The sequence below is a fragment of the Micromonospora luteifusca genome, assembly GCF_016907275.1.
Lineage (GTDB): Bacteria > Actinomycetota > Actinomycetes > Mycobacteriales > Micromonosporaceae > Micromonospora > Micromonospora luteifusca.
The window spans coordinates 3327345-3344092 of the sequence record NZ_JAFBBP010000001.1; the positions used below are offsets into that span (position 1 = coordinate 3327345).

At 70.9% G+C, this 16748-nt stretch carries 22 protein-coding genes; 12 read left to right on the top strand and 10 right to left on the bottom strand.

Features of this window, described 5'->3' with window-relative positions:
- The first annotated feature begins 35 nt into the window (after positions 1-35).
- From grpE to JOD64_RS14960, 4 genes are all read left to right on the top strand, one after another.
- Complete coding sequence (grpE, locus tag JOD64_RS14945) at positions 36-794, top strand: nucleotide exchange factor GrpE (RefSeq protein WP_204942786.1); 759 nt, start codon at positions 36-38, stop codon at positions 792-794.
- An 85-nt stretch (positions 795-879) separates the two neighbouring features.
- Positions 880-2058, top strand: a complete 1179-nt coding sequence (dnaJ, locus tag JOD64_RS14950; RefSeq protein ID WP_204942787.1) for a molecular chaperone DnaJ — start codon at positions 880-882, stop codon at positions 2056-2058.
- Between the two features lie 30 nt (positions 2059-2088).
- On the top strand, positions 2089-2529 hold the full coding sequence (locus JOD64_RS14955) for a heat shock protein transcriptional repressor HspR (RefSeq protein ID WP_030332087.1): 441 nt from the start codon (positions 2089-2091) through the stop codon (positions 2527-2529).
- 136 nt (positions 2530-2665) lie between these two features.
- Positions 2666-2860 carry a hypothetical protein gene (locus JOD64_RS14960; protein ID WP_204942788.1) on the top strand — a complete coding sequence of 65 codons (195 nt, stop codon included), beginning with the start codon at positions 2666-2668 and terminating at the stop codon, positions 2858-2860.
- Positions 2861-2966: 106 nt separating this feature from the next.
- Here JOD64_RS14960 and JOD64_RS14965 read toward each other — a convergent pair whose 3' ends face one another.
- The 3 genes from JOD64_RS14965 to JOD64_RS14975 all read right to left on the bottom strand — a co-directional run bounded on the left by JOD64_RS14965 (position 2967) and on the right by JOD64_RS14975 (position 5251).
- A complete protein-coding gene (locus JOD64_RS14965; RefSeq protein ID WP_204942789.1) occupies positions 2967-3398 on the bottom strand; it encodes a hypothetical protein in 432 nt (143 codons plus the stop codon).
- A 141-nt stretch (positions 3399-3539) separates the two neighbouring features.
- Positions 3540-4745, bottom strand: coding sequence for a cation:proton antiporter (locus JOD64_RS14970; RefSeq protein ID WP_204942790.1), 1206 nt, complete (start codon positions 4743-4745; stop codon positions 3540-3542).
- 5 nt (positions 4746-4750) lie between these two features.
- Positions 4751-5251, bottom strand: coding sequence for a cation:proton antiporter regulatory subunit (locus tag JOD64_RS14975; protein WP_124815967.1), 501 nt, complete (start codon positions 5249-5251; stop codon positions 4751-4753).
- 363 nt (positions 5252-5614) lie between these two features.
- Between JOD64_RS14975 and JOD64_RS14980 the strand changes: the two genes are divergently transcribed.
- The gene (locus JOD64_RS14980) at positions 5615-6151 is read left to right on the top strand and encodes a hypothetical protein (RefSeq protein ID WP_204942791.1); all 537 of its coding nucleotides are present in this window, start codon (positions 5615-5617) and stop codon (positions 6149-6151) included.
- Between the two features lie 108 nt (positions 6152-6259).
- Complete coding sequence (locus JOD64_RS14985; protein ID WP_204942792.1) at positions 6260-6784, top strand: SRPBCC family protein; 525 nt, start codon at positions 6260-6262, stop codon at positions 6782-6784.
- A gap of 60 nt (positions 6785-6844) precedes the next feature.
- Here the strand turns inward: JOD64_RS14985 and JOD64_RS14990 are convergent, their stop codons facing one another.
- Positions 6845-7552, bottom strand: coding sequence for a DUF2786 domain-containing protein (locus JOD64_RS14990; RefSeq protein ID WP_204942793.1), 708 nt, complete (start codon positions 7550-7552; stop codon positions 6845-6847).
- A 126-nt stretch (positions 7553-7678) separates the two neighbouring features.
- On the opposite strand from JOD64_RS14990, the gene JOD64_RS14995 reads away from it, so the two are divergent.
- Positions 7679-8119 carry a hypothetical protein gene (locus JOD64_RS14995; RefSeq protein WP_204942794.1) on the top strand — a complete coding sequence of 147 codons (441 nt, stop codon included), beginning with the start codon at positions 7679-7681 and terminating at the stop codon, positions 8117-8119.
- Between the two features lie 57 nt (positions 8120-8176).
- Here the strand turns inward: JOD64_RS14995 and JOD64_RS15000 are convergent, their stop codons facing one another.
- The gene (locus JOD64_RS15000) at positions 8177-8566 is read right to left on the bottom strand and encodes a hypothetical protein (RefSeq protein ID WP_184180434.1); all 390 of its coding nucleotides are present in this window, start codon (positions 8564-8566) and stop codon (positions 8177-8179) included.
- Between the two features lie 156 nt (positions 8567-8722).
- Here JOD64_RS15000 and JOD64_RS15005 point away from each other — a divergent pair, with 156 nt between their 5' ends.
- The gene (locus JOD64_RS15005) at positions 8723-10066 is read left to right on the top strand and encodes an ABC transporter substrate-binding protein (protein ID WP_204942795.1); all 1344 of its coding nucleotides are present in this window, start codon (positions 8723-8725) and stop codon (positions 10064-10066) included.
- 64 nt (positions 10067-10130) lie between these two features.
- On the opposite strand, the gene JOD64_RS15010 is transcribed toward JOD64_RS15005, so the two are convergent.
- Positions 10131-10883 (bottom strand): enoyl-CoA hydratase/isomerase family protein, encoded by a 753-nt coding sequence (locus JOD64_RS15010; RefSeq protein WP_204942796.1) that lies wholly within the window; start codon positions 10881-10883, stop codon positions 10131-10133.
- The gene (locus JOD64_RS15015) at positions 10880-11737 is read right to left on the bottom strand and encodes a 3-hydroxyacyl-CoA dehydrogenase family protein (RefSeq protein ID WP_204942797.1); all 858 of its coding nucleotides are present in this window, start codon (positions 11735-11737) and stop codon (positions 10880-10882) included. The genes JOD64_RS15010 and JOD64_RS15015 overlap by 4 nt, the downstream gene beginning before the upstream one ends.
- Positions 11738-11912: 175 nt before the next feature.
- Between JOD64_RS15015 and JOD64_RS15020 the strand changes: the two genes are divergently transcribed.
- Positions 11913-12200 (top strand): hypothetical protein, encoded by a 288-nt coding sequence (locus tag JOD64_RS15020; RefSeq protein ID WP_091396025.1) that lies wholly within the window; start codon positions 11913-11915, stop codon positions 12198-12200.
- Positions 12201-12250: 50 nt separating this feature from the next.
- Here the strand turns inward: JOD64_RS15020 and JOD64_RS15025 are convergent, their stop codons facing one another.
- A complete protein-coding gene (locus tag JOD64_RS15025; protein ID WP_204942798.1) occupies positions 12251-13030 on the bottom strand; it encodes a class I SAM-dependent methyltransferase in 780 nt (259 codons plus the stop codon).
- Between the two features lie 54 nt (positions 13031-13084).
- Here JOD64_RS15025 and JOD64_RS15030 point away from each other — a divergent pair, with 54 nt between their 5' ends.
- A complete protein-coding gene (locus tag JOD64_RS15030; RefSeq protein ID WP_204942799.1) occupies positions 13085-13474 on the top strand; it encodes a PPOX class F420-dependent oxidoreductase in 390 nt (129 codons plus the stop codon).
- 107 nt (positions 13475-13581) lie between these two features.
- Here JOD64_RS15030 and JOD64_RS15035 read toward each other — a convergent pair whose 3' ends face one another.
- Complete coding sequence (locus JOD64_RS15035) at positions 13582-13791, bottom strand: BldC family transcriptional regulator (protein ID WP_007073996.1); 210 nt, start codon at positions 13789-13791, stop codon at positions 13582-13584.
- A 251-nt stretch (positions 13792-14042) separates the two neighbouring features.
- The gene (locus tag JOD64_RS15040) at positions 14043-14882 is read right to left on the bottom strand and encodes a DUF8083 family protein (protein WP_204946070.1); all 840 of its coding nucleotides are present in this window, start codon (positions 14880-14882) and stop codon (positions 14043-14045) included.
- 193 nt (positions 14883-15075) lie between these two features.
- Here JOD64_RS15040 and JOD64_RS15045 point away from each other — a divergent pair, with 193 nt between their 5' ends.
- Together JOD64_RS15045 and JOD64_RS15050 are read left to right on the top strand one after the other, a co-directional pair.
- Positions 15076-16158 carry a Glu/Leu/Phe/Val family dehydrogenase gene (locus JOD64_RS15045; RefSeq protein WP_204942800.1) on the top strand — a complete coding sequence of 361 codons (1083 nt, stop codon included), beginning with the start codon at positions 15076-15078 and terminating at the stop codon, positions 16156-16158.
- Between the two features lie 300 nt (positions 16159-16458).
- Positions 16459-16674: a DUF3073 domain-containing protein gene (locus JOD64_RS15050; protein ID WP_030332207.1), complete on the top strand. Its 216-nt coding sequence runs from the start codon at positions 16459-16461 to the stop codon at positions 16672-16674.
- Positions 16675-16748 lie beyond the last annotated feature (74 nt).

The window sequence follows — 16748 nt, forward strand, 5'->3', positions numbered from 1 at the left end:
ACACGTATCCACGGCGAATGGGATGAGGTAGCCGCATGACGCAGAAGCCACGAGCCGCCGACCCGGGCGACACCGGGTCGACGCCGGGTGGCTCCGCGCCCACGGAGCCGACCACCGGCGACGGGGAGCGGGTCGTCATCCGTAACAACCGCAAGCTCGTCGACACCTCCGAGCCGGAGGGGACGGCCGCCGACGCCGAGTCCGGGGTGCCGGCCGAGGGTCTGGTCGAGGACGCCGAGGTCGTGGTCGACGAAATCGAGATCGAGGTCAACTCCACCGACGGTCCGGAGCCGTCCGGTCCGCCGGTGGTGGACGCCCCGGCGCAGCCGGTGGACGGCGGCGGCGTCTCCAGCTCGTTCGGCGCTGAGCTGGAGGCGCTCCGGGCCGAGCTGGACGAACGGACCAGGGATCTGCAGCGGGTGTCGGCGGAGTACGCCAACTACCGCAAGCGGGTCGACCGGGACCGCAACCTGGTGCAGGAGCAGGCGACCGGTTCGGTGCTGGCCGCGCTGCTGCCGATCCTGGACGACCTGGACCGGGCGCGGGAACATGGCGACCTGGTCGGGCCGTTCGGCACGGTGGCGGAACAGCTCACCACCGCGCTGGGCAAGTTCGGCCTGAACGCCTTCGGCGAGCAGGGCGATCCGTTCGACCCGACCCGGCACGAGGCGGTCGCGCACCAGACCTCGGCCGACGTCAGCGAGCCGACCTGCGTTCAGGTGATGCGGCGCGGCTACCAGCTCGGTGAGCGGCTGCTGCGCCCCGCGCTGGTCGCGGTCGCGGATCCGGAATAGTGCGAGACAGTGACCGGGCCGTCCCACCCACCGCGCAGCGGTGGGTGGGACGGCTGGGCCGCGATGGTCGAAAGGGGGTGGACCGGTGAGTTCGAAGGACTGGATCGAGAAGGACTTCTACGCCGTGCTCGGCGTGGACAAGGCCGCCTCCGCGGATGACATCAAGAAGGCGTACCGCAAGGTGGCCCGGGAGTCGCACCCGGACCACAACCCGGGCGACCCCAAGGCCGAGGAGCGGTTCAAGGCCGCGTCCGAGGCGTACAACGTGCTGTCGGACTCCGGGCGCCGTCGCGAGTACGACGAGATGCGCTCCCTGTTCGGCTCAGGTGCGTTCCGACGCAACGCCCGGGGCGAGGGGCAGCCGGGCGGCATGCCGTTCGACGTCTCCGACATGTTCGGCGGCGGTGGCGGTGACCGTCGCTTCGGAGGCACCGGCTTCCAGGACCTGTTCAGTTCGATCTTCACCGGTGGCCAGGCCGGTGGGCAGGCGGCGCCGCGCGGTCCAGGTCGTGGTCGCGACGTGGAGACCGAGGTGGCGCTGGACTTCGGTGACGCGGTGCGCGGGGTGACGCTGCCCCTGACGCTGCGCGCGCCGGGCGTCTGCGAAACGTGTCACGGCAACGGGGCCAAGCCCGGCACCCAGCCGCGTACCTGCCCGGTCTGCCATGGTGCCGGCGTGACCACCCGCAACCAGGGGTCGTTCAGCTTCTCCGAGCCGTGCCGCAACTGCCAGGGTGTCGGCACGGTGGTCGAGGAGAAGTGCCCGGAGTGCCATGGCAGCGGCGGTGTCACCAAGACCCGCACCATGAACGTGCGCTTCCCGGCCGGGGTGGCCGACGGTCAGCGGATCCGGCTGGCCGGGCGCGGTGAGCCGGGCGAGCGCGGCGGCCCAGCTGGTGACCTGTTCGTACAGGTCAAGGTTCGGCCGGACGAGCTGTTCGGGCGTACCGGTGACGACCTGACGCTGAGCGTGCCGGTCACCTTCGCGGAGGCCGTGCTCGGCACGGACCTGCGGGTGCCCACGCTCGACGGCGCGGTGACCCTGCGGGTTCCGCCGGGGACACCGAGCGGGCGGGTGCTGCGCGCCCGGGGCAAGGGTGTGGTTCGCCGCGACGGGCAGGCCGGTGACCTGCTGGTCACGTTGGACGTGGTGGTGCCGGCCCGGTTGTCCGACGAGGCACGCACAGCGTTGGAGGCGTTCGCCGAGCAGAGTCCGCCGGCGGCCCGGGAACATCTCGACGCACGGGTGCGTCGAGTCGGTTAGTCCGGTGGAATGGACGCGGAGGTGAGCGGGATGTCGGGCGAGTTCCTCGGTTCAGGCGACCCTGCCTACGAGGCCAAGGTGCTGATGATCTCGGTCGCGGCTCGGATGGCGGGGATGCACCCACAGACCCTGCGCCAGTACGACCGGCTGGGGCTGGTGCAGCCTGGCCGGGCCGCTGGCGGCGGGCGTCGGTACAGCGTCCGCGACGTGGTGCTGCTGCGCGAGGTGCAGCGGCTCAGCCAGGACGACGGGATCAACCTGGCGGGCGTCAAGCGGATCATCGGGTTGGAGCGGCTGTTGGAGCAGGCGCAGCAGCGGGTGGCCCGACTGGAGGCGGAGTTGGACGCCGCGTACCGCCGGGTGGCCGAGCTGGAATCACTGGCCCGCTTCCCGGGCCGGGATCTGGTGCCGACAAATCGCACGTCCACCGCGCTGGTGGTCTGGCGACCTCGCCGTACGCCCGATCGCTGACCTGCCGCTCCTTCCGGATCTGTCTCCTCGGCCCGGACTGCGCCGGATTCCCGGCGCGGTCCGGGTCGCTTCGGTAGCCTGTGAATACGGGTCCAATCGGCTTAATTCGGACCCGCCGGCATGGCGAGGGGGAGCGATGGCGGAGCAAGCGAAGAACGTGGCACAGCAGACCGAGGATCGGCTGGAAGACCTGGCCGAGACCGTCCGCAAGAAGTTCGACAGGGTGACCGAGGGGACCTACCGGGACCGGGTGGTCGCGGGCCGGTTCGCCGAACAGGGCGACCGCGGCGGCGACAAGGGCCGAGCCGGGACTGAGCGCAAGCAGGACTGAGCGGTGACCGACGTGCGGGCCGGGACTCACGGGGGGTCCCGGCTCGTTCGCCGTCCTCGGTCGCGGCTGGGCGCGGTTACCGACACCGACCGCTGCCGTGACCGCCTCAGCCGAGGCGGCGGTTCTCGCGGACCAGGCCGCCCTCGCACCAGTCCCGGTAGGTGAACAGATCCGGTCGGGCCAGCAGCACCCGCCCGTTGTGCGCCCAGATCTTCATCAGCTCGTCGCCGTCCCGCTCGGCCTGCTCGACGAGCTTGCGGAAGCGACGCTTGGGGTGTGCGCGGAAGTTCGTCCGGATGCCGTCGGCCGCGTAGATGTAGAGACAGTGCAGCGCGAAACGCCGGGCCGGGCAGGTCGGATCCATCGCCAGCTCGAAGAGCGTCAGCACCAGTCGGTCGCCGGAGACCAGCAGGTCCCAGTCGGGTGGCATGGAAGCCAACGGCACCGAATCGGGCTGGTACGCCCAAGCTCGCAACTCCGCCGGGCTGGGATCGACGGGGTTGGCGAAGCCGTGGAACGTCGACTCCTGCACGCTCACCGGCCAACCTTCCGCTCTCGCCCGCAGTGGGTCCCGCCCACCCGCGAACGCTGGCTGCTGGGGCGAAACGGTAACCCGCCGTCGGGTGCTGCGGTAGTACCTGTGAGGAGCAATTCAACAACCGTTGGTCTGGTTGGATCGTCAGTCGTGGATCGGCACCGGCGCCGGCCGCTGGGCTGCCGCCCGGCTGCGCAGCCACCGCTTGAACCACGGGAAGTCCGGCAGCCGGGCGAGTATCGGCCCGGTGACCACGGTGATCAGGACGTACGTCGCGGCCAGTGCTGCCAACCGAGGCTCGACGCTGCCGGCGGCCACCGCGAGGCCGGCGATGACGATGGAGAATTCTCCTCGGGGTACGAGTGCCAGGCCGGCCCGCCATCGGCCGGGTTCGGCGATGCCGACCCGGCGGGCCGCCAGGTAGCCGGTGAGCGTCTTCGTCGCCATGGTGACGACGGCCAGGGCGAGCGCCGGCAGCAGCACCGGTGGGATGTCCCGTGGGTCGGTGACGAGGCCGAAGAACACGAAAAAGACCGCGGCGAACAGGTCCCGCAGCGGCGAGAGCAACTCGGTCGCGTGGTGCGCCACCGGACCGGAGAGCGCGATGCCGACCAGGAACGCGCCGACCGCCGCCGACACCTGCAGCTTCGCCGCGAGCCCAGCGATCAGCAAGGTCAGACCGAGTACGCCGAGTAGCAGCGCCTCCGGGTCCTTCGCCGACAGGGCGGACGAGATGAGGTGGCCGTAGCGGATGGCGACCACCAGCACGAGCAGCACCGTGCCCACCGCGACGGCGAGTGCGATGCCGCCGCCGAGCAGACCGGTGCCGGCCAACACGGCGGTGACCAGCGGCAGGTAGAGCGCCATCGCCAGATCCTCGATCACCAGGACCGAGAGGATCACGGGGGTTTCCCGGTTACCGAGTCGTCCCAGGTCGGCGAGGACCTTGGCGATCACGCCGGAGGAGGAGACCCAGGTGATGCCGCCGAGCACCAGGGCGGCGACCCAGTCCCAGCCGAGCAGCAGGGCGAATGCCGCGCCGGGCAGTGCGTTGAAGACGCCGTCGATCAGGCCGGCCGGGGCCGCCGAGCGGAGGTTGCCGACCAGTTCGTTGGCGGAGTATTCGAGGCCGAGCATCACCAGCAGCAGGATGACGCCGATCTCGGCGCCGACCGCGAAGAACTCCTCGCTGGCGGCGAGCGGAAGCAACCCGCCGTGCCCGAACGCCAGGCCGGCGAGCAGGTAGAGAGGAATGGGTGAGAGGCCTACCCGGCGGCTGAGCCGGCCGAGGACACCAAGCAGCAGCAGTAGCGCGCCGACTTCGACGAGCAGAGTGGTGGAATCGTGCATCCGCCTCAGCCGTCCGGGTCACTGTCGGCGAGGATGGCGGACACGCCGTCGAGACCCCGTCGGGTCCCGACAACGACCACCACGTCGCCGGCCGCGAAGCGGAAGGAGGGGAGTGGCGAAACGATCACTTCGCCTTCGCGCAGCACCGCCACGATGGAGGCGCTGGTGCGGGTACGCGCCTTGGTGTCACCGAGCTTCCGGTTGACGTACGGGGACCCGGCCGTGATGGCGATCTGCTCGGTGAGCAGGCCAGCGGCCTGCTCGCGAAGCCCGGAGAGTTGGCCGAGCATCAGCGACGCGCCGAGGATGTCGGCCAGCGCCTCAGCCTCGTCGTCGGTCAGCGGAATGTCTGCCTGGCAGGCGTCGGGATCGTCGGGGTCGTAGAGGACGAGATCACGACGGCCGTTGCGGTGGGAGACGACGCCCAGGCGGCGGCCGGACTCCGTCACCAGATCGTGACGCACTCCGATGCCCGGCAAGGCAGTTTGTTCAACGCGTACTCGCACCAGTCAAGGCTACCGCTTGGTGAACAAAGGCTAGATCTTGGATGGAAGCGCCCTTCTGGTTGACCCCGCCGGCCCCTCGGCGTCCCGGCCCGCCCCGGCCGCCCGCTGCCCCTCACCCGGGCCTGCGGGCCCCTGCCCGGCGGGCTGGTGCCGTTCCCCGTCCCGCCGACCTTCCGGGTGGGGGCCCTGCGTTCCACCGGACTCCGGTCGCTGCCGGTCGCTTGGCGCGGGGCCACCAGCTCGAGATCCAGGTCCCCCAGCGCTCGGTCCCGGACCTCCGGCATGAGGTCCAGGGCCCCCAGCAGGCGCTGCCGCGTTGCCGGGACCCGACGCTGGGCGACCCGGTCCCGGGCGAGCAGAACCTTGTCGAACACCGTCGGCGAACGTGCCCACCTGCTGGCCCGGTTCGTCGAGCACGCCACCGGAGCGCGCCCCGACGCCCGCAGCCAACTGCTGCGCGCCGCGCTGCCCGGCGTCAACCGCGTCGGCGGCCGTCCGAGCGAGCGCCTCGATGATCTGCGGGTTGTTGTCGAGCGTGTCGAGCGCTCGCCCCAGGATGTTGGCCAACTGCTCCAACCGCACCCGCAACTGCGCCTCGGCGTGCACCCCGTTGACGTCCAGCTCGCCACCGTTCAGGTGCACCCGAACGCCGGCGTCGACCTGCAGGAGGTTGGCCACCCGGGCCCGCAGCGAGAGGTCGGCGTCCAGCCCGTCGACCGCCAGCCGGATCGCGTCGACGGAGACCTTCGGAATGTCGAGCAGGACGTCCGGATCCACTCGGTCCGGCTCCCGCTGCTGCGCGTTCTCGCTCATGCTCTCCCGCCCCGCCTGCACACCGGCCCGGTCATCCGGGCCGTTCGGCGCGGTTACCCGCTTTCCGGCGGCACATCCCGTCCGTGACCGCTCTCGGCACCGCATTTCGGCGGTCACGGCTCGACAACCGAGTGTCCGGAACCGGGCACCGTGCGAAGCTGCGCACCCAGGCATCAGCCGGTATGGTCCGGGCCTATGGGACAGGAGATGACTGATCCGGCCGACATTCGACAGGACGCCGACCGGTTCTCCCTACGGTGCAGCTTCCTCGTCCCGGCCTCCGCAGAGCACGCGTTCAGGGTCTTCACCGACGAGCTGACCGACTGGTGGGTCACCGAGTACACCTGGTCCGGTCCCGATGCCCTCGCGGAGCTGGGCATGGAGCCGCGGGCCGGCGGCATGCTCTACGAGCTCGGCCCGTACGGCTTCCGCGCCGACTGGGGCCGGGTGCTCACCTGGGACCCGCCACGCCGACTGGTCTTCGTCTGGCAGATCGGCCCGGACCGGGTGCCGGTGCCGGACCCGGCCCGAGCCAGCGAGGTCGAGGTGCTGTTTCTGCCCGAGGGGTTGGAGCGCACCCGGGTCGAGCTGGAGCACCGGCACTTTGACCGGCACGGCGAAGCCGCCGAGGGATACCGCAAGGCGCTCACCGCCGGCTGGCATGAGCTGCTCACCCGCTACGTGACCGCAGTGTCGCGCCACCGCCCCACCCCCGCCTGACCGTCGCCGTCACGCGGTCGGTAAAGGCAGACCTGCCGACCGCCGGCCGTTGCGCGCTCGTCAGCGGCCGAGCTGCCGTTCCGGAGCGGTGGTGCCGCCGAGGTCCCGACCACCCAGGTCCGCGTGGCGACCTGCCTCTGCCCCGGAGCCGAAGCCGGTGCCGCCCAGCCTGCGTGGCGGCGCGGTGCGCAGCCGTGGGTATTCCTCGGCGAGCCGTCGCTGCACCCGGTCGGACCGGTCGGCCAGCACCAGCGCCACCGACGGTGCGCCCGACTCGCTGGCCGCCGCCGTCTCCGCCGCCCAGAGCCGGCCCCCGATCACCTGCGCGAAGCCGGCCAACCAGGACCGACGGAAGGCAGCGGGATGGTCGTCCGCAGGCACCGCGGTGGCGGCCAGGCCGTGCGCCGCCTGCACGAGCAGTGAGGTGAAGAGCAGGTCGACCCGCTCCAGGTCGCTGGCGAAGCCGAACAGGTGCAGTGCGAAGCCATTGCCCTGCCGGCGGCGTACGCAGCGGCAGCGCAGTGGTTCGGCGACCGCGGCGAGCAGGCCGACCTTGTCGCGGGCGTACGGGGCGACGATGTCGAGGACCCGGTCGCCCACTGGGTCGGTGGTCGGGTCACGAGCGGCGAGCAGCGCCCGGTCGACGCCGTAGCGGGCGATCAGCTCGGTCGCCTTGGCGGTGAACGCGGCCGACTCGGCGGGCGTACAGGCCGGGTCCTCGGCCTGGGCCAGCAGCTTGCGAACCTTGCTCAGCATGGCCTCGGACATGCCTACAGAGCTACCACATGGGCCGGACACCGCAGGGCGCACGCCGCAATCAATCGATGACTATCATCGTCACGGTCGGATGATCAGTCCAATACAGACGGTCCACCAACTCTTCCGGAGGCATGCATGTCATCCCCAACCGCTCGCCTGTTCGCCGTCGCCACGGCCACCGCGCTGCTCTTCGCCGGCACGCCCGCGCGGGCCGAACCGGTCACACCTGTCACACCGACCGCGAGCGGGGCGAACGCGTTCGCCCCGCTCGCCACCTGCTACGGCGGGGCGGTCCGGTCGTACTTCGAGACCGGCCGCTACGGCGGCTCGGCCGGCCAGTACCGCACCACGACCCGCTGTCGCGACATCAACGTCCGCAACGCGAGCGTGTACGCCACCGAGGCGTGCGTGATCTTCGTCGACAAGACGAGTGCCTGTAACTACTGGACCTACCTGCCGGCCAACTCGGGCTGGATCACGGTGGCGACCGACGTCCGGGACGGGGTCAACTTCCGGGTCCGCTTCGAGAACCTGCGCTACGAGTACGAGCCGCTGATCGCGTACCACGCCTTCTGAGTGGTTCGCGCGGTCGCGGCGTCCGCCCCCCGACGGACGCCGCGACCCGGCGGCCTGTCACCCGGCTCGGCTGCGCAGGGTGGCGATCGTCGAGCCAGCGAGCGTGAGCAGGCAGTCGGGGAGCAGCCCATCCGCTGCCGCGGCACCGAACAGCGCCTCGCCAGTTGGTTCGTCCCGATTGGCGTACGCGCTGACGAAGCGGGCCACCCAGCGGGTGTCGTACTCCGCCTGGTCGATGCCCGGGAAGTCCAGCGCCGCTCCGCTGGCCGCCGGGGCGTCACCGAGCATCGTCGCGGCCAGGCACCAGGCGACCCCGTACGCGCCACTCAGGCCGGCCCGGTCGACGACCGCGTCGAACGCTCCCACCACCGCGTCTCCATCGCCGGTCAGCGCCGAGCGGAGCACCGCGGCGGCGTCGTCGAACGTCTGCTGTGGTAGGTCCGTCACCCAGCGCACAGTAGGACGCGTGGTCAAGGCCTCAGGACGACCGTTACTCTCCGTGTTCAACGCGAGCTACCTGCGCTTTACGCCACCTCCACGGTCCCGCAGCGGGCCTGGGCACGCTAATGTGCGCAGCGGACCTTCGCCGGAGGAAGGACGACCATGCTCGTATCACGCCGCTCGCGGGTGGCCTCACTGGCAGCCTGCGCGACGATCCTGCTTGCCACAAGCGCCTGCGGGAATGACAAGGCCGAGGAGAAAAGCGCCCAACAGGTGCGCCTCTATGGCACGGACGGCAACATGCTCAACTCCTACCCTGCGGAGTTGAAGGAACGTGCCAGTCTCGTCGATGGGATGAAGGGAACCACGCCGCTCACCCCACTGCCCGAGGACTTCAAGAGCCGGCTACGGTCCGTCGATCCGGCGCTGACGGACTACCTCTACTCCGCGGAGACCTACGACGCTGTGGTGATCGGGGTACTCGCCGCCCAACTGGCCGGGAGCAACGACCCCGCAGCCATCGCGAAGCAGATCGTCGGCGTGACCAACGACGGTCAGCGCTGCGAGGACCCGGCGACCTGCCTGACGCTGGCCCGCGCAGGCCAGGACATCGAGTACCGCAGCGTGTCGCTGACCCGGGCGGGCTTCACCGACAAGGGTGAGCCGGCCACCGCGAGCTACGCCACGCTGACCTTCGACGGGCAGCAGATCAACGACGGCAAGACCGAGTTCGTCGGCGCGGGCACCGAGTCGGCGGCGAGCACCAAGACGCCGCCGAAGCCGAAGAAGCAGCCCTCGGGAGAGAACCCCGACCAGGAGCCGCTGGTTCTGGGCGGCCTGCTGCCGAAGACCGGTGACCTGGCGATCTCCTACGCGCCGATGGCGGCCGGCGCGGCGCTGGCGATCAGGGAGGTCAACGCCGCTGGCGGCGCGCTGGGCAAGCCGGTGGTCTGGAAGGACGGCGACGACGGCACCAGCCCGGCGGTGGCCAAGGCGACCGTGGCCAAGCACGTGGCGGACGACGTCAGCGTGATCATCGGCGCCGGCGCATCCGGTATCTCCCGGGAGGTGCTGCCGGATGTGGTGAAGGCCGGAAAGATCCTCTTCTCGCCGTGCAACACCGACGCCGGCCTGACCGACGTGGAGGACAAGGGCCTCTACTTCCGGACCGCCCCGCCGGACAGCCTCCAGGGCCGGGCGCTGGCCGACGTGATCCTCCGCGACGGGTCGCAGAAGATCGTCATCGTCGCCCGTAAGGACTCCTACGGCGAGGGCCTCCAGGCCACCGCCCGCGACGAGCTGCAGAAGGCCGGCATCGCCGCAGACCGCATCAAGCTGCTCACCTACGAGCCGCCGGCCGATGCCGAGGCTCCTCCGGTCGACTTCACCGGTGGTGCGAAGGAGATCAAGGACTTCGGCGCGGACGCCGTGCTGGTCATCGGCTTCGGCGAATCCGCCCAGGTGATCCGGGCGCTCGCCGACAGCGGGGTGCAGATCCGGCACTGAGCACCGACCGCCGACCTGGGACGGCCGCACCGGCATCGCCGGTGCGGCCGTTTCCGTCCGAGCGTCACCGGGGCCGACGGCGCTCCAGGAACTCGGTCATCCGCCGGTGCTTCTCCTCGTCCTCGAAGAGCACCGCCTGGCTGACCAGATCGAGCTGCGGGTGCGCGGCGGCGGGCGCGTCCACCGCCAGCTTGGTCAGCCGCAGCGCCAGCGACGAGCCCAGGGCGATCTCGTCGAGCAACGCGTGCGCCACCGTCAGCAGCTCATCGGGCTCGTCCACCACCCGGTTCACCAGACCGATCCGCAGCGCCTCGGCGGCGTCCACCCGCCGGCCGGTGAAGAGCAGCTCCTTGGCCCGGCCCTCACCGATCAACGCGGGCAGCCGGTGGGTCGCGCCAGCGCCGGCCAGGATGCCCAACCGCACCTCCGGCTGACCGAAGACCGCCCGCGCCGTGCACACCCGCAGATCGCAGGCGTACGCCAGCTCCGCGCCACCGCCCAGCGCCGGGCCGTCGACGGCGGCCACGGTGGGCAGCGGAAGCGCCCGGATCCGGGCGAAGGCGGCGGAGTTGATCGCGGCCAGGGCGTCCGTGCGACCCCGTTCGCGGAGCTGGCCGATGTCGGCGCCACCGGCGAAGATGCCGGCCGCCCCACCGGTGAGCAGCAGTAGCCGTGGGCGCGCCTCCAACTCGGCGCAGACCTGGTGCAGCTCGGCGATCAGGTCAGCGTCGATCGCGTTGCGCTTCTCCGGTCGGTCCAGGGTGACCACCAGCCGGTCCGGCCGCTCCTCGATCCGCAGCCCACTCGTCGCGCTCACTGCTTGACCCCGCCGCTCCACTGGTAGAAGCCGTGCCCGGACTTCTTACCCAGCCGCCCCGCGGCCACCATCTCCACCAGCAGCGGCGGCGGCGCGAAGCGATCCCCGTACGCGGCCTGGAGCGTGCGGGCGATGTCCAGCCGCACGTCGAGGCCGACCAGGTCGGTGAGCTCCAACGGGCCGATCGGGTGCCGGTAGCCCAGCACCATCGCCTTGTCGATGTCGGCCGGGCTGGCCACCCCGTCGGCGACCATCCGGATCGCCTCCAGCCCGAGGGTGACCCCGAGCCGGGAGGTGGCGAAACCGGGCAGGTCGCGTACGACGACGGGGTCCTTGCCCAACCGGCCAGCGAGCGCGATGGCCGCCTCGGTGGTCTCGTCGGCGGTGGCCGGGCCGACCACGATCTCGAGAAGCGCCATCGCCCAGACCGGGTTGAAGAAGTGCAGGCCGAGGAAGCGCTCGGGCGCGTCCAGCTCGGCGGCCAGCTCACCGATGGCGATGCTGGAGGTGTTGCTGCCCAGTAGCGCCGGGTGCAGCGCGGCGGCATCACGCAGCACCGCCCGCTTCAGGTCGAGCCGCTCCGGCACCGCCTCCACGATCACCTCGGGGGCGGGAGCCACCTCGGCGAGCGTTGGGCGCAGCGTGACCCGCTGCCGGTTCGCGGCGGCCTCGTCGGCGCTCAACTTCCCGCGCTGCACAGCCCGCTCCCACAGCTCGGCGAGCCGGTTCAGCGCGGTCGCGCCCCGCTCAGGGTCCACCTCGACCAGTTCGACGGCGTGCCCGGCCCCGGCCGCCACGTATGCGATGCCGAGCCCCATCGTGCCCGCACCGACGACCACGAAACGATCGCTCATCACGCCTCCCTGTCCCGCCTGCCGACGCGCGGGGTCCCCGCCGCGCCGACCGGGGTGTTCCGCCCGCTCCGCTCGCTCATGGTGCGACCCTAGACAGCTCGACGACCCCGCTCATGCGTGGGGGAGCGCGGGATCGGGTAATGACGGCCCGTCAACCGAGGGAAGGACCACCGACATGAGCCAGGCACCGGAGAGCGTCACTGACGGGGAGATCGTGGAGACCCGGGGCGACGAGCGGGTCGAGCTGCTGCGCGCCGACACCAACAACGACGGCAAGACCGACGTGTGGGTGGTGGACACCGACGGCGACGGCAAGGCCGACCTGTTCCAGTTCGACACCGACGGTGACGGCAAGGTGGACATCACCATGGTCGACATCGACGAGGACGGCCAGCCGGACGAGGTGGTCGACGGCGACGGCGGCCTGCCGCCCGAGCAGCTTCCCCCGACCGTCCAGGTCTGAGCCGTACGACGGCCCCTGCCCACCGCGATGCGGAGCGCGGGGGCCGTCGCTCAGTCGGCGAGCCGCAGGGTGGCCAGGTAGTAGGGGGCGTCCCGGTCGTCCACATCGGTCAACCGCCAGCCGGTGCCGTGCACCAGCGAGGCGAACTCCTCCGCCGAGCAGACCAGATAGTCGAACCACTCGGTGCCCAGCTCCCGGTAGCGCAGCCGGAGGCGGAGCTGACCGCCGAGCCGGCCCCGACGGCGGTTGCGCTCGTGGTAGCCGGTGTGCAGCGGGTCGCGGGTGCCGTACGGGTCGGTGCCGTGCGCGATGATCTGCGCCCCCGGTCGGGCCAGCGCGGCGAGCGCGGCCAGGAACCCGGGGGCACGTTCCCGGCCCTCGAACAGTCCGAGGTTGTTGCCGAGCAGCAGGAACGTGTCGTACTGCTGGCCGTCGGCGACGTGCGTGTCGACGGTGCCGTGCACCAACCGCCGGACGCCGCGACGCCGGCTCACCGCCAGCGCGCCCGCGGAGGTGTCCAGCCCGGTGACCGGCACACCGCGCTCCTGGAGCAGCAGCGCGATCCGGCCGGCGCCGGTGCCGATGTCGAGCGTCTCGCCGCGGACCCGGTCCACCGCCCGGTGGTCGTACGGCTGCCACTCCTGCGGCCCGTCCAGGTAGTGCGCGGCCGGCGCGCCATTGATGAGCCCGTCATCCCGTTCGATTATCTCGATGACCGGCCGAGGCAGTCGACCGCCGACCAACGGTCGGGGACCCACCCCGGTGGCCACGGCCAGCGTGTCCCGCAGCAGTTCACCGATCACGTCACCGATTAGAGGATCACCTGTCACGACGTTCACGCTATCCGGCCACTCAGTGGCCCGCGCCGGTCGTATCCTGACGGCGTGACCACGTTGGACCGGCTGTCGGCCGAGAAGTACCTCCTGCTCACGACCTTCCGCAAGGACGGTCGGGCGGTGCCGACCCCGGTCTGGGCGGTCCGCGACGGCGAGGCGCTGGCGGTCTGGACCCGGGCCGATTCGGGCAAGGTCAAGCGGATCCGCAACAACGGCGAGGTGACCGTGGCGCCCTGCGACGTACGGGGCCGACCACACGGGGCGGAGGTGTCAGCGCGCGCCACGATCTATGGGGGTCGGGACACCGGTCGGGTCCGCGACCTGCTCAAGCACAAGTACCGGCTGATCGGCCGGCTGAGCCTGCTGGGCAGCCGCTTACGCCGCGGCGAGGGCGGCACGGTCGGCATCCGTGTGACGCTGGCCGAGGGCCAGCGCTGAGGCCGGCCTGGCCGAGGGCCCGCTGAGGCCGGTCTGCCGTCGGCCGAGCATGGAAAGGGGCGGCGGATCGAGATCCACCGCCCCTGACCGGAAAAAACTGGTGCCGTTCAGTCGCCCTGCCGCTGCTGCGGGATCTGGCCCTGCAGCAGCGCCCTGACCTCCGACTCGCGGTATCGACGGTGGCCACCCAGGGTGCGGATGGCGCTGAGCTTGCCCGCCTTTGCCCACCGGGTCACCGTCTTCGGGTCGACACGGAACATCGACGCCACCTCGGCCGGCGTGAGTAGCGGCTCTGGTTCGTGCGTTCGCGATGCCATCGGTCACTCCTCCACATGTATAGACATCGGCCGGGGTCCCGCCGGCCGACGCGTCTCCCATGGTCCGGCTAGTCCCCGATGTCCGACATGGGCCGAACGGATGAAGGTCCCTAGACGGACGGATGAACCATGCCCGATTTTTACGACTTTTACACCGTAGAAACTACCTTATTCGGACTCATGATCACGGTTCGTGATGCGTCAATTACGAGCACCCCTCACCTTGGGAGCACTTCTTGGGCGATATTGCCCTAGTTGCACCGCTCCAACAGCTGCACCGCGCGCCACCGGGCCACCAGTTTGTCGTACGCGGCGGACGCCTCCTCGGCCTCGCCGCGCGACAGCCCCGCCAGGCCGGCGGCGACCAACTCCGGCGAGTCGTCCGCAGCGAGGGTGTCGTCGGAGAGCAGGTCGACCAGGCCGCCGTAGTCCAACTCGACCACCGATCGTGGATGGAACTCCTCCAGCCAGCGAGCCGCCTCCTCCACCGCCTCGGTGATCGGCGCCTCGCCCACCGACTTGCGCAGCACGGACAGCGCCCGTGACGAGCGGCGACGGGCCTTGGAGATCTCGGTGCGGTAGCGCAACGCCCGTCGGTCCGGCTGGGTGATCAGGTCCCGCTCGGCCGGGTCGAAGAGCACGAACCAGCGCAGCGGCACCCCCCAGGTGGCGATCTGCTCGTGCACCCGGGGCACCCCGTGCTCCAGAACCCGGGCGCCACTGCGCCAGTCGTCGACGACCGCCCTGGCCTGCCCCGCCAGCACCGGCGGCACGAAGGCGTCGGCCAGCACCGAGGGCACCCCGTCCCGGGCGCTGAGAGCCGCCTCAGCGACCCGGATCCGCAGGTTCCATGGGCAGACCAGCAGGCTGTCGTCCGTCTCCAGGACGTACGCCTCCTCCGGCAGGTCGGGCAGCCGGGTCCAGCCAGCGCCCAGCGCCTCGATCACCGCCGTCCGCTGCCGGCCGGGGCCCTCCACCGGGGCCACCGCCCGCCCTTCCGAGACATAGCGGCGCCAATAGCTCTGCCGGTCCCGGTCGAAGGCGGTCAACGGTTCGTACACGCGCAGGTAAGAAGCGAAGAGCGACGGCACGGCGCGATCCTCCCACGAACCGCCCCCGTACGCGGTCAGCGGCCGGACCACGCGCGCCGCAACGTGGGATGGCAGCGGCGCGTCGAGCGCCCTCACGGCGGCCGATACTAGGCTCGATCAGACCGGCAGTATCCCCGCCGGGGTCCAACAGGTCCGCGCCCCACAAGGACGCACACCACTCCAGGAGCCAACCATGGGTGTATTCGCGAGCACCGACGACTCGGTTTCGACCGGTCACGAACAGGTCGTGTTCTGCCAGGACAAGCAGAGCGGCCTGAAGGCGATCATCGGGATCTACTCCACCGCGCTGGGGCCGGCGCTCGGCGGCACCCGCTTCTACCCGTACGACAACGAGGACGCCGCCCTCGCCGACGTGCTCGACCTGTCGCGCGGGATGGCGTACAAGAACGCGCTCGCCGGGCTGGACCTGGGCGGTGGCAAGGCCGTCATCTGGGGCGACCCCGAGCAGATCAAGAGCGAGGCGTTGCTGCGAGCGTACGGCCGCTTCGTGGAGTCGCTGGGCGGCCGCTACTACACCGCCTGCGACGTCGGCACCTACGTGGCGGACATGGACGTCGTGGCCCGGGAGACCCGCTACGTGACCGGGCGCAGCGTGGAGCACGGCGGTGCCGGCGACTCGTCGATCCTCACCGCCTGGGGCGTCTTCCAGGGCATGCGGGCGGCCGCCGAGCATGTCTGGGGCACCCCGAGCCTGCGGGGCCGCCGGATCGGTGTGGCCGGGCTGGGCAAGGTTGGCAAATACCTCACCGGGCACCTGCTGGACGATGGCGCCGAGGTGGTCGCCACTGACGTCAACCCGAAGGCGCTGGCGTGGGTACGCGCCAACCACCCGCAGGTCACCCTGGTCGACGACGCGACCACGCTGGTCGCCGCGGACATCGACGTGTACGCGCCGTGCGCGCTGGGTGGCGCCCTGAACGACGACACCGTGCCGGCGCTGCGCGCCAAGGTGGTGGCCGGGGCGGCGAACAACCAGCTCGCCCACCCGGGCATCGAGAAGCTGCTGGCCGATCGGGGCATCCTCTACACCCCGGACTACGTGGTCAACGCGGGCGGTGTCATCCAGGTGGCCGACGAGATCGAGGGCTTCAACTTCGACCGGGCGAAGCTGCGGGCGACCCGGATCTACGACACCACCCGCGAGATCCTGCGCCTGGCTGACGCCGAGGGCGTGCCGCCGGCGGTGGCCGCCGACCGGCTCGCGGAACGGCGGATGGCGGATGTCGGCCGGCTGCGCGCGATCCACCTGCGCTGAGCGTCCCCGGAGGCGGATCGACGGGATCCGCCTCCGGGCACCTTTTGTCGGCGCAGGCCAGTAAGCTGAAGTCGGGTCAACTTTGATGCGGTTTGTCCGGTGTCACGGGTGCTAACCGTTCCGCCCCTTACCCGGTACACTGGGTCACGGCCGGATCGACGCGACGCGCAGAGCCGGCTGACGGTAACCCGAGGTGCCGAACGGTGGCATCCCCATGTACCGTAAGAGCCACGAGAGATGCCTGACGTCATCGGGGCCCGCCTTCGGGCTGCCCCGCATTCTGTGCGAGGGGGTCGAGCCATGGGGCGCGGCCGTGCTAAGGCCAAGCAGACAAAGGTGGCCCGGGAGTTGAAGTACCACTCCCCGAACACCGACCTCACCGCCTTGCAGCGAGAACTGGCGGGTGCTGGTAAGTCTGAGCACCACTTCGACGACGACTCTAAAGAGTTCGTCGACGACGATGATGAGGATCACGCGGACGACGATCCGGATCCCTGGGTCCGTCCGACCCGCTGACCTCTCGACGTAACTGAGCACGCGGTGAGTCCGCGTGCTCACGCACGTCCCGTGCAGGTGCAGCCGACGATCAG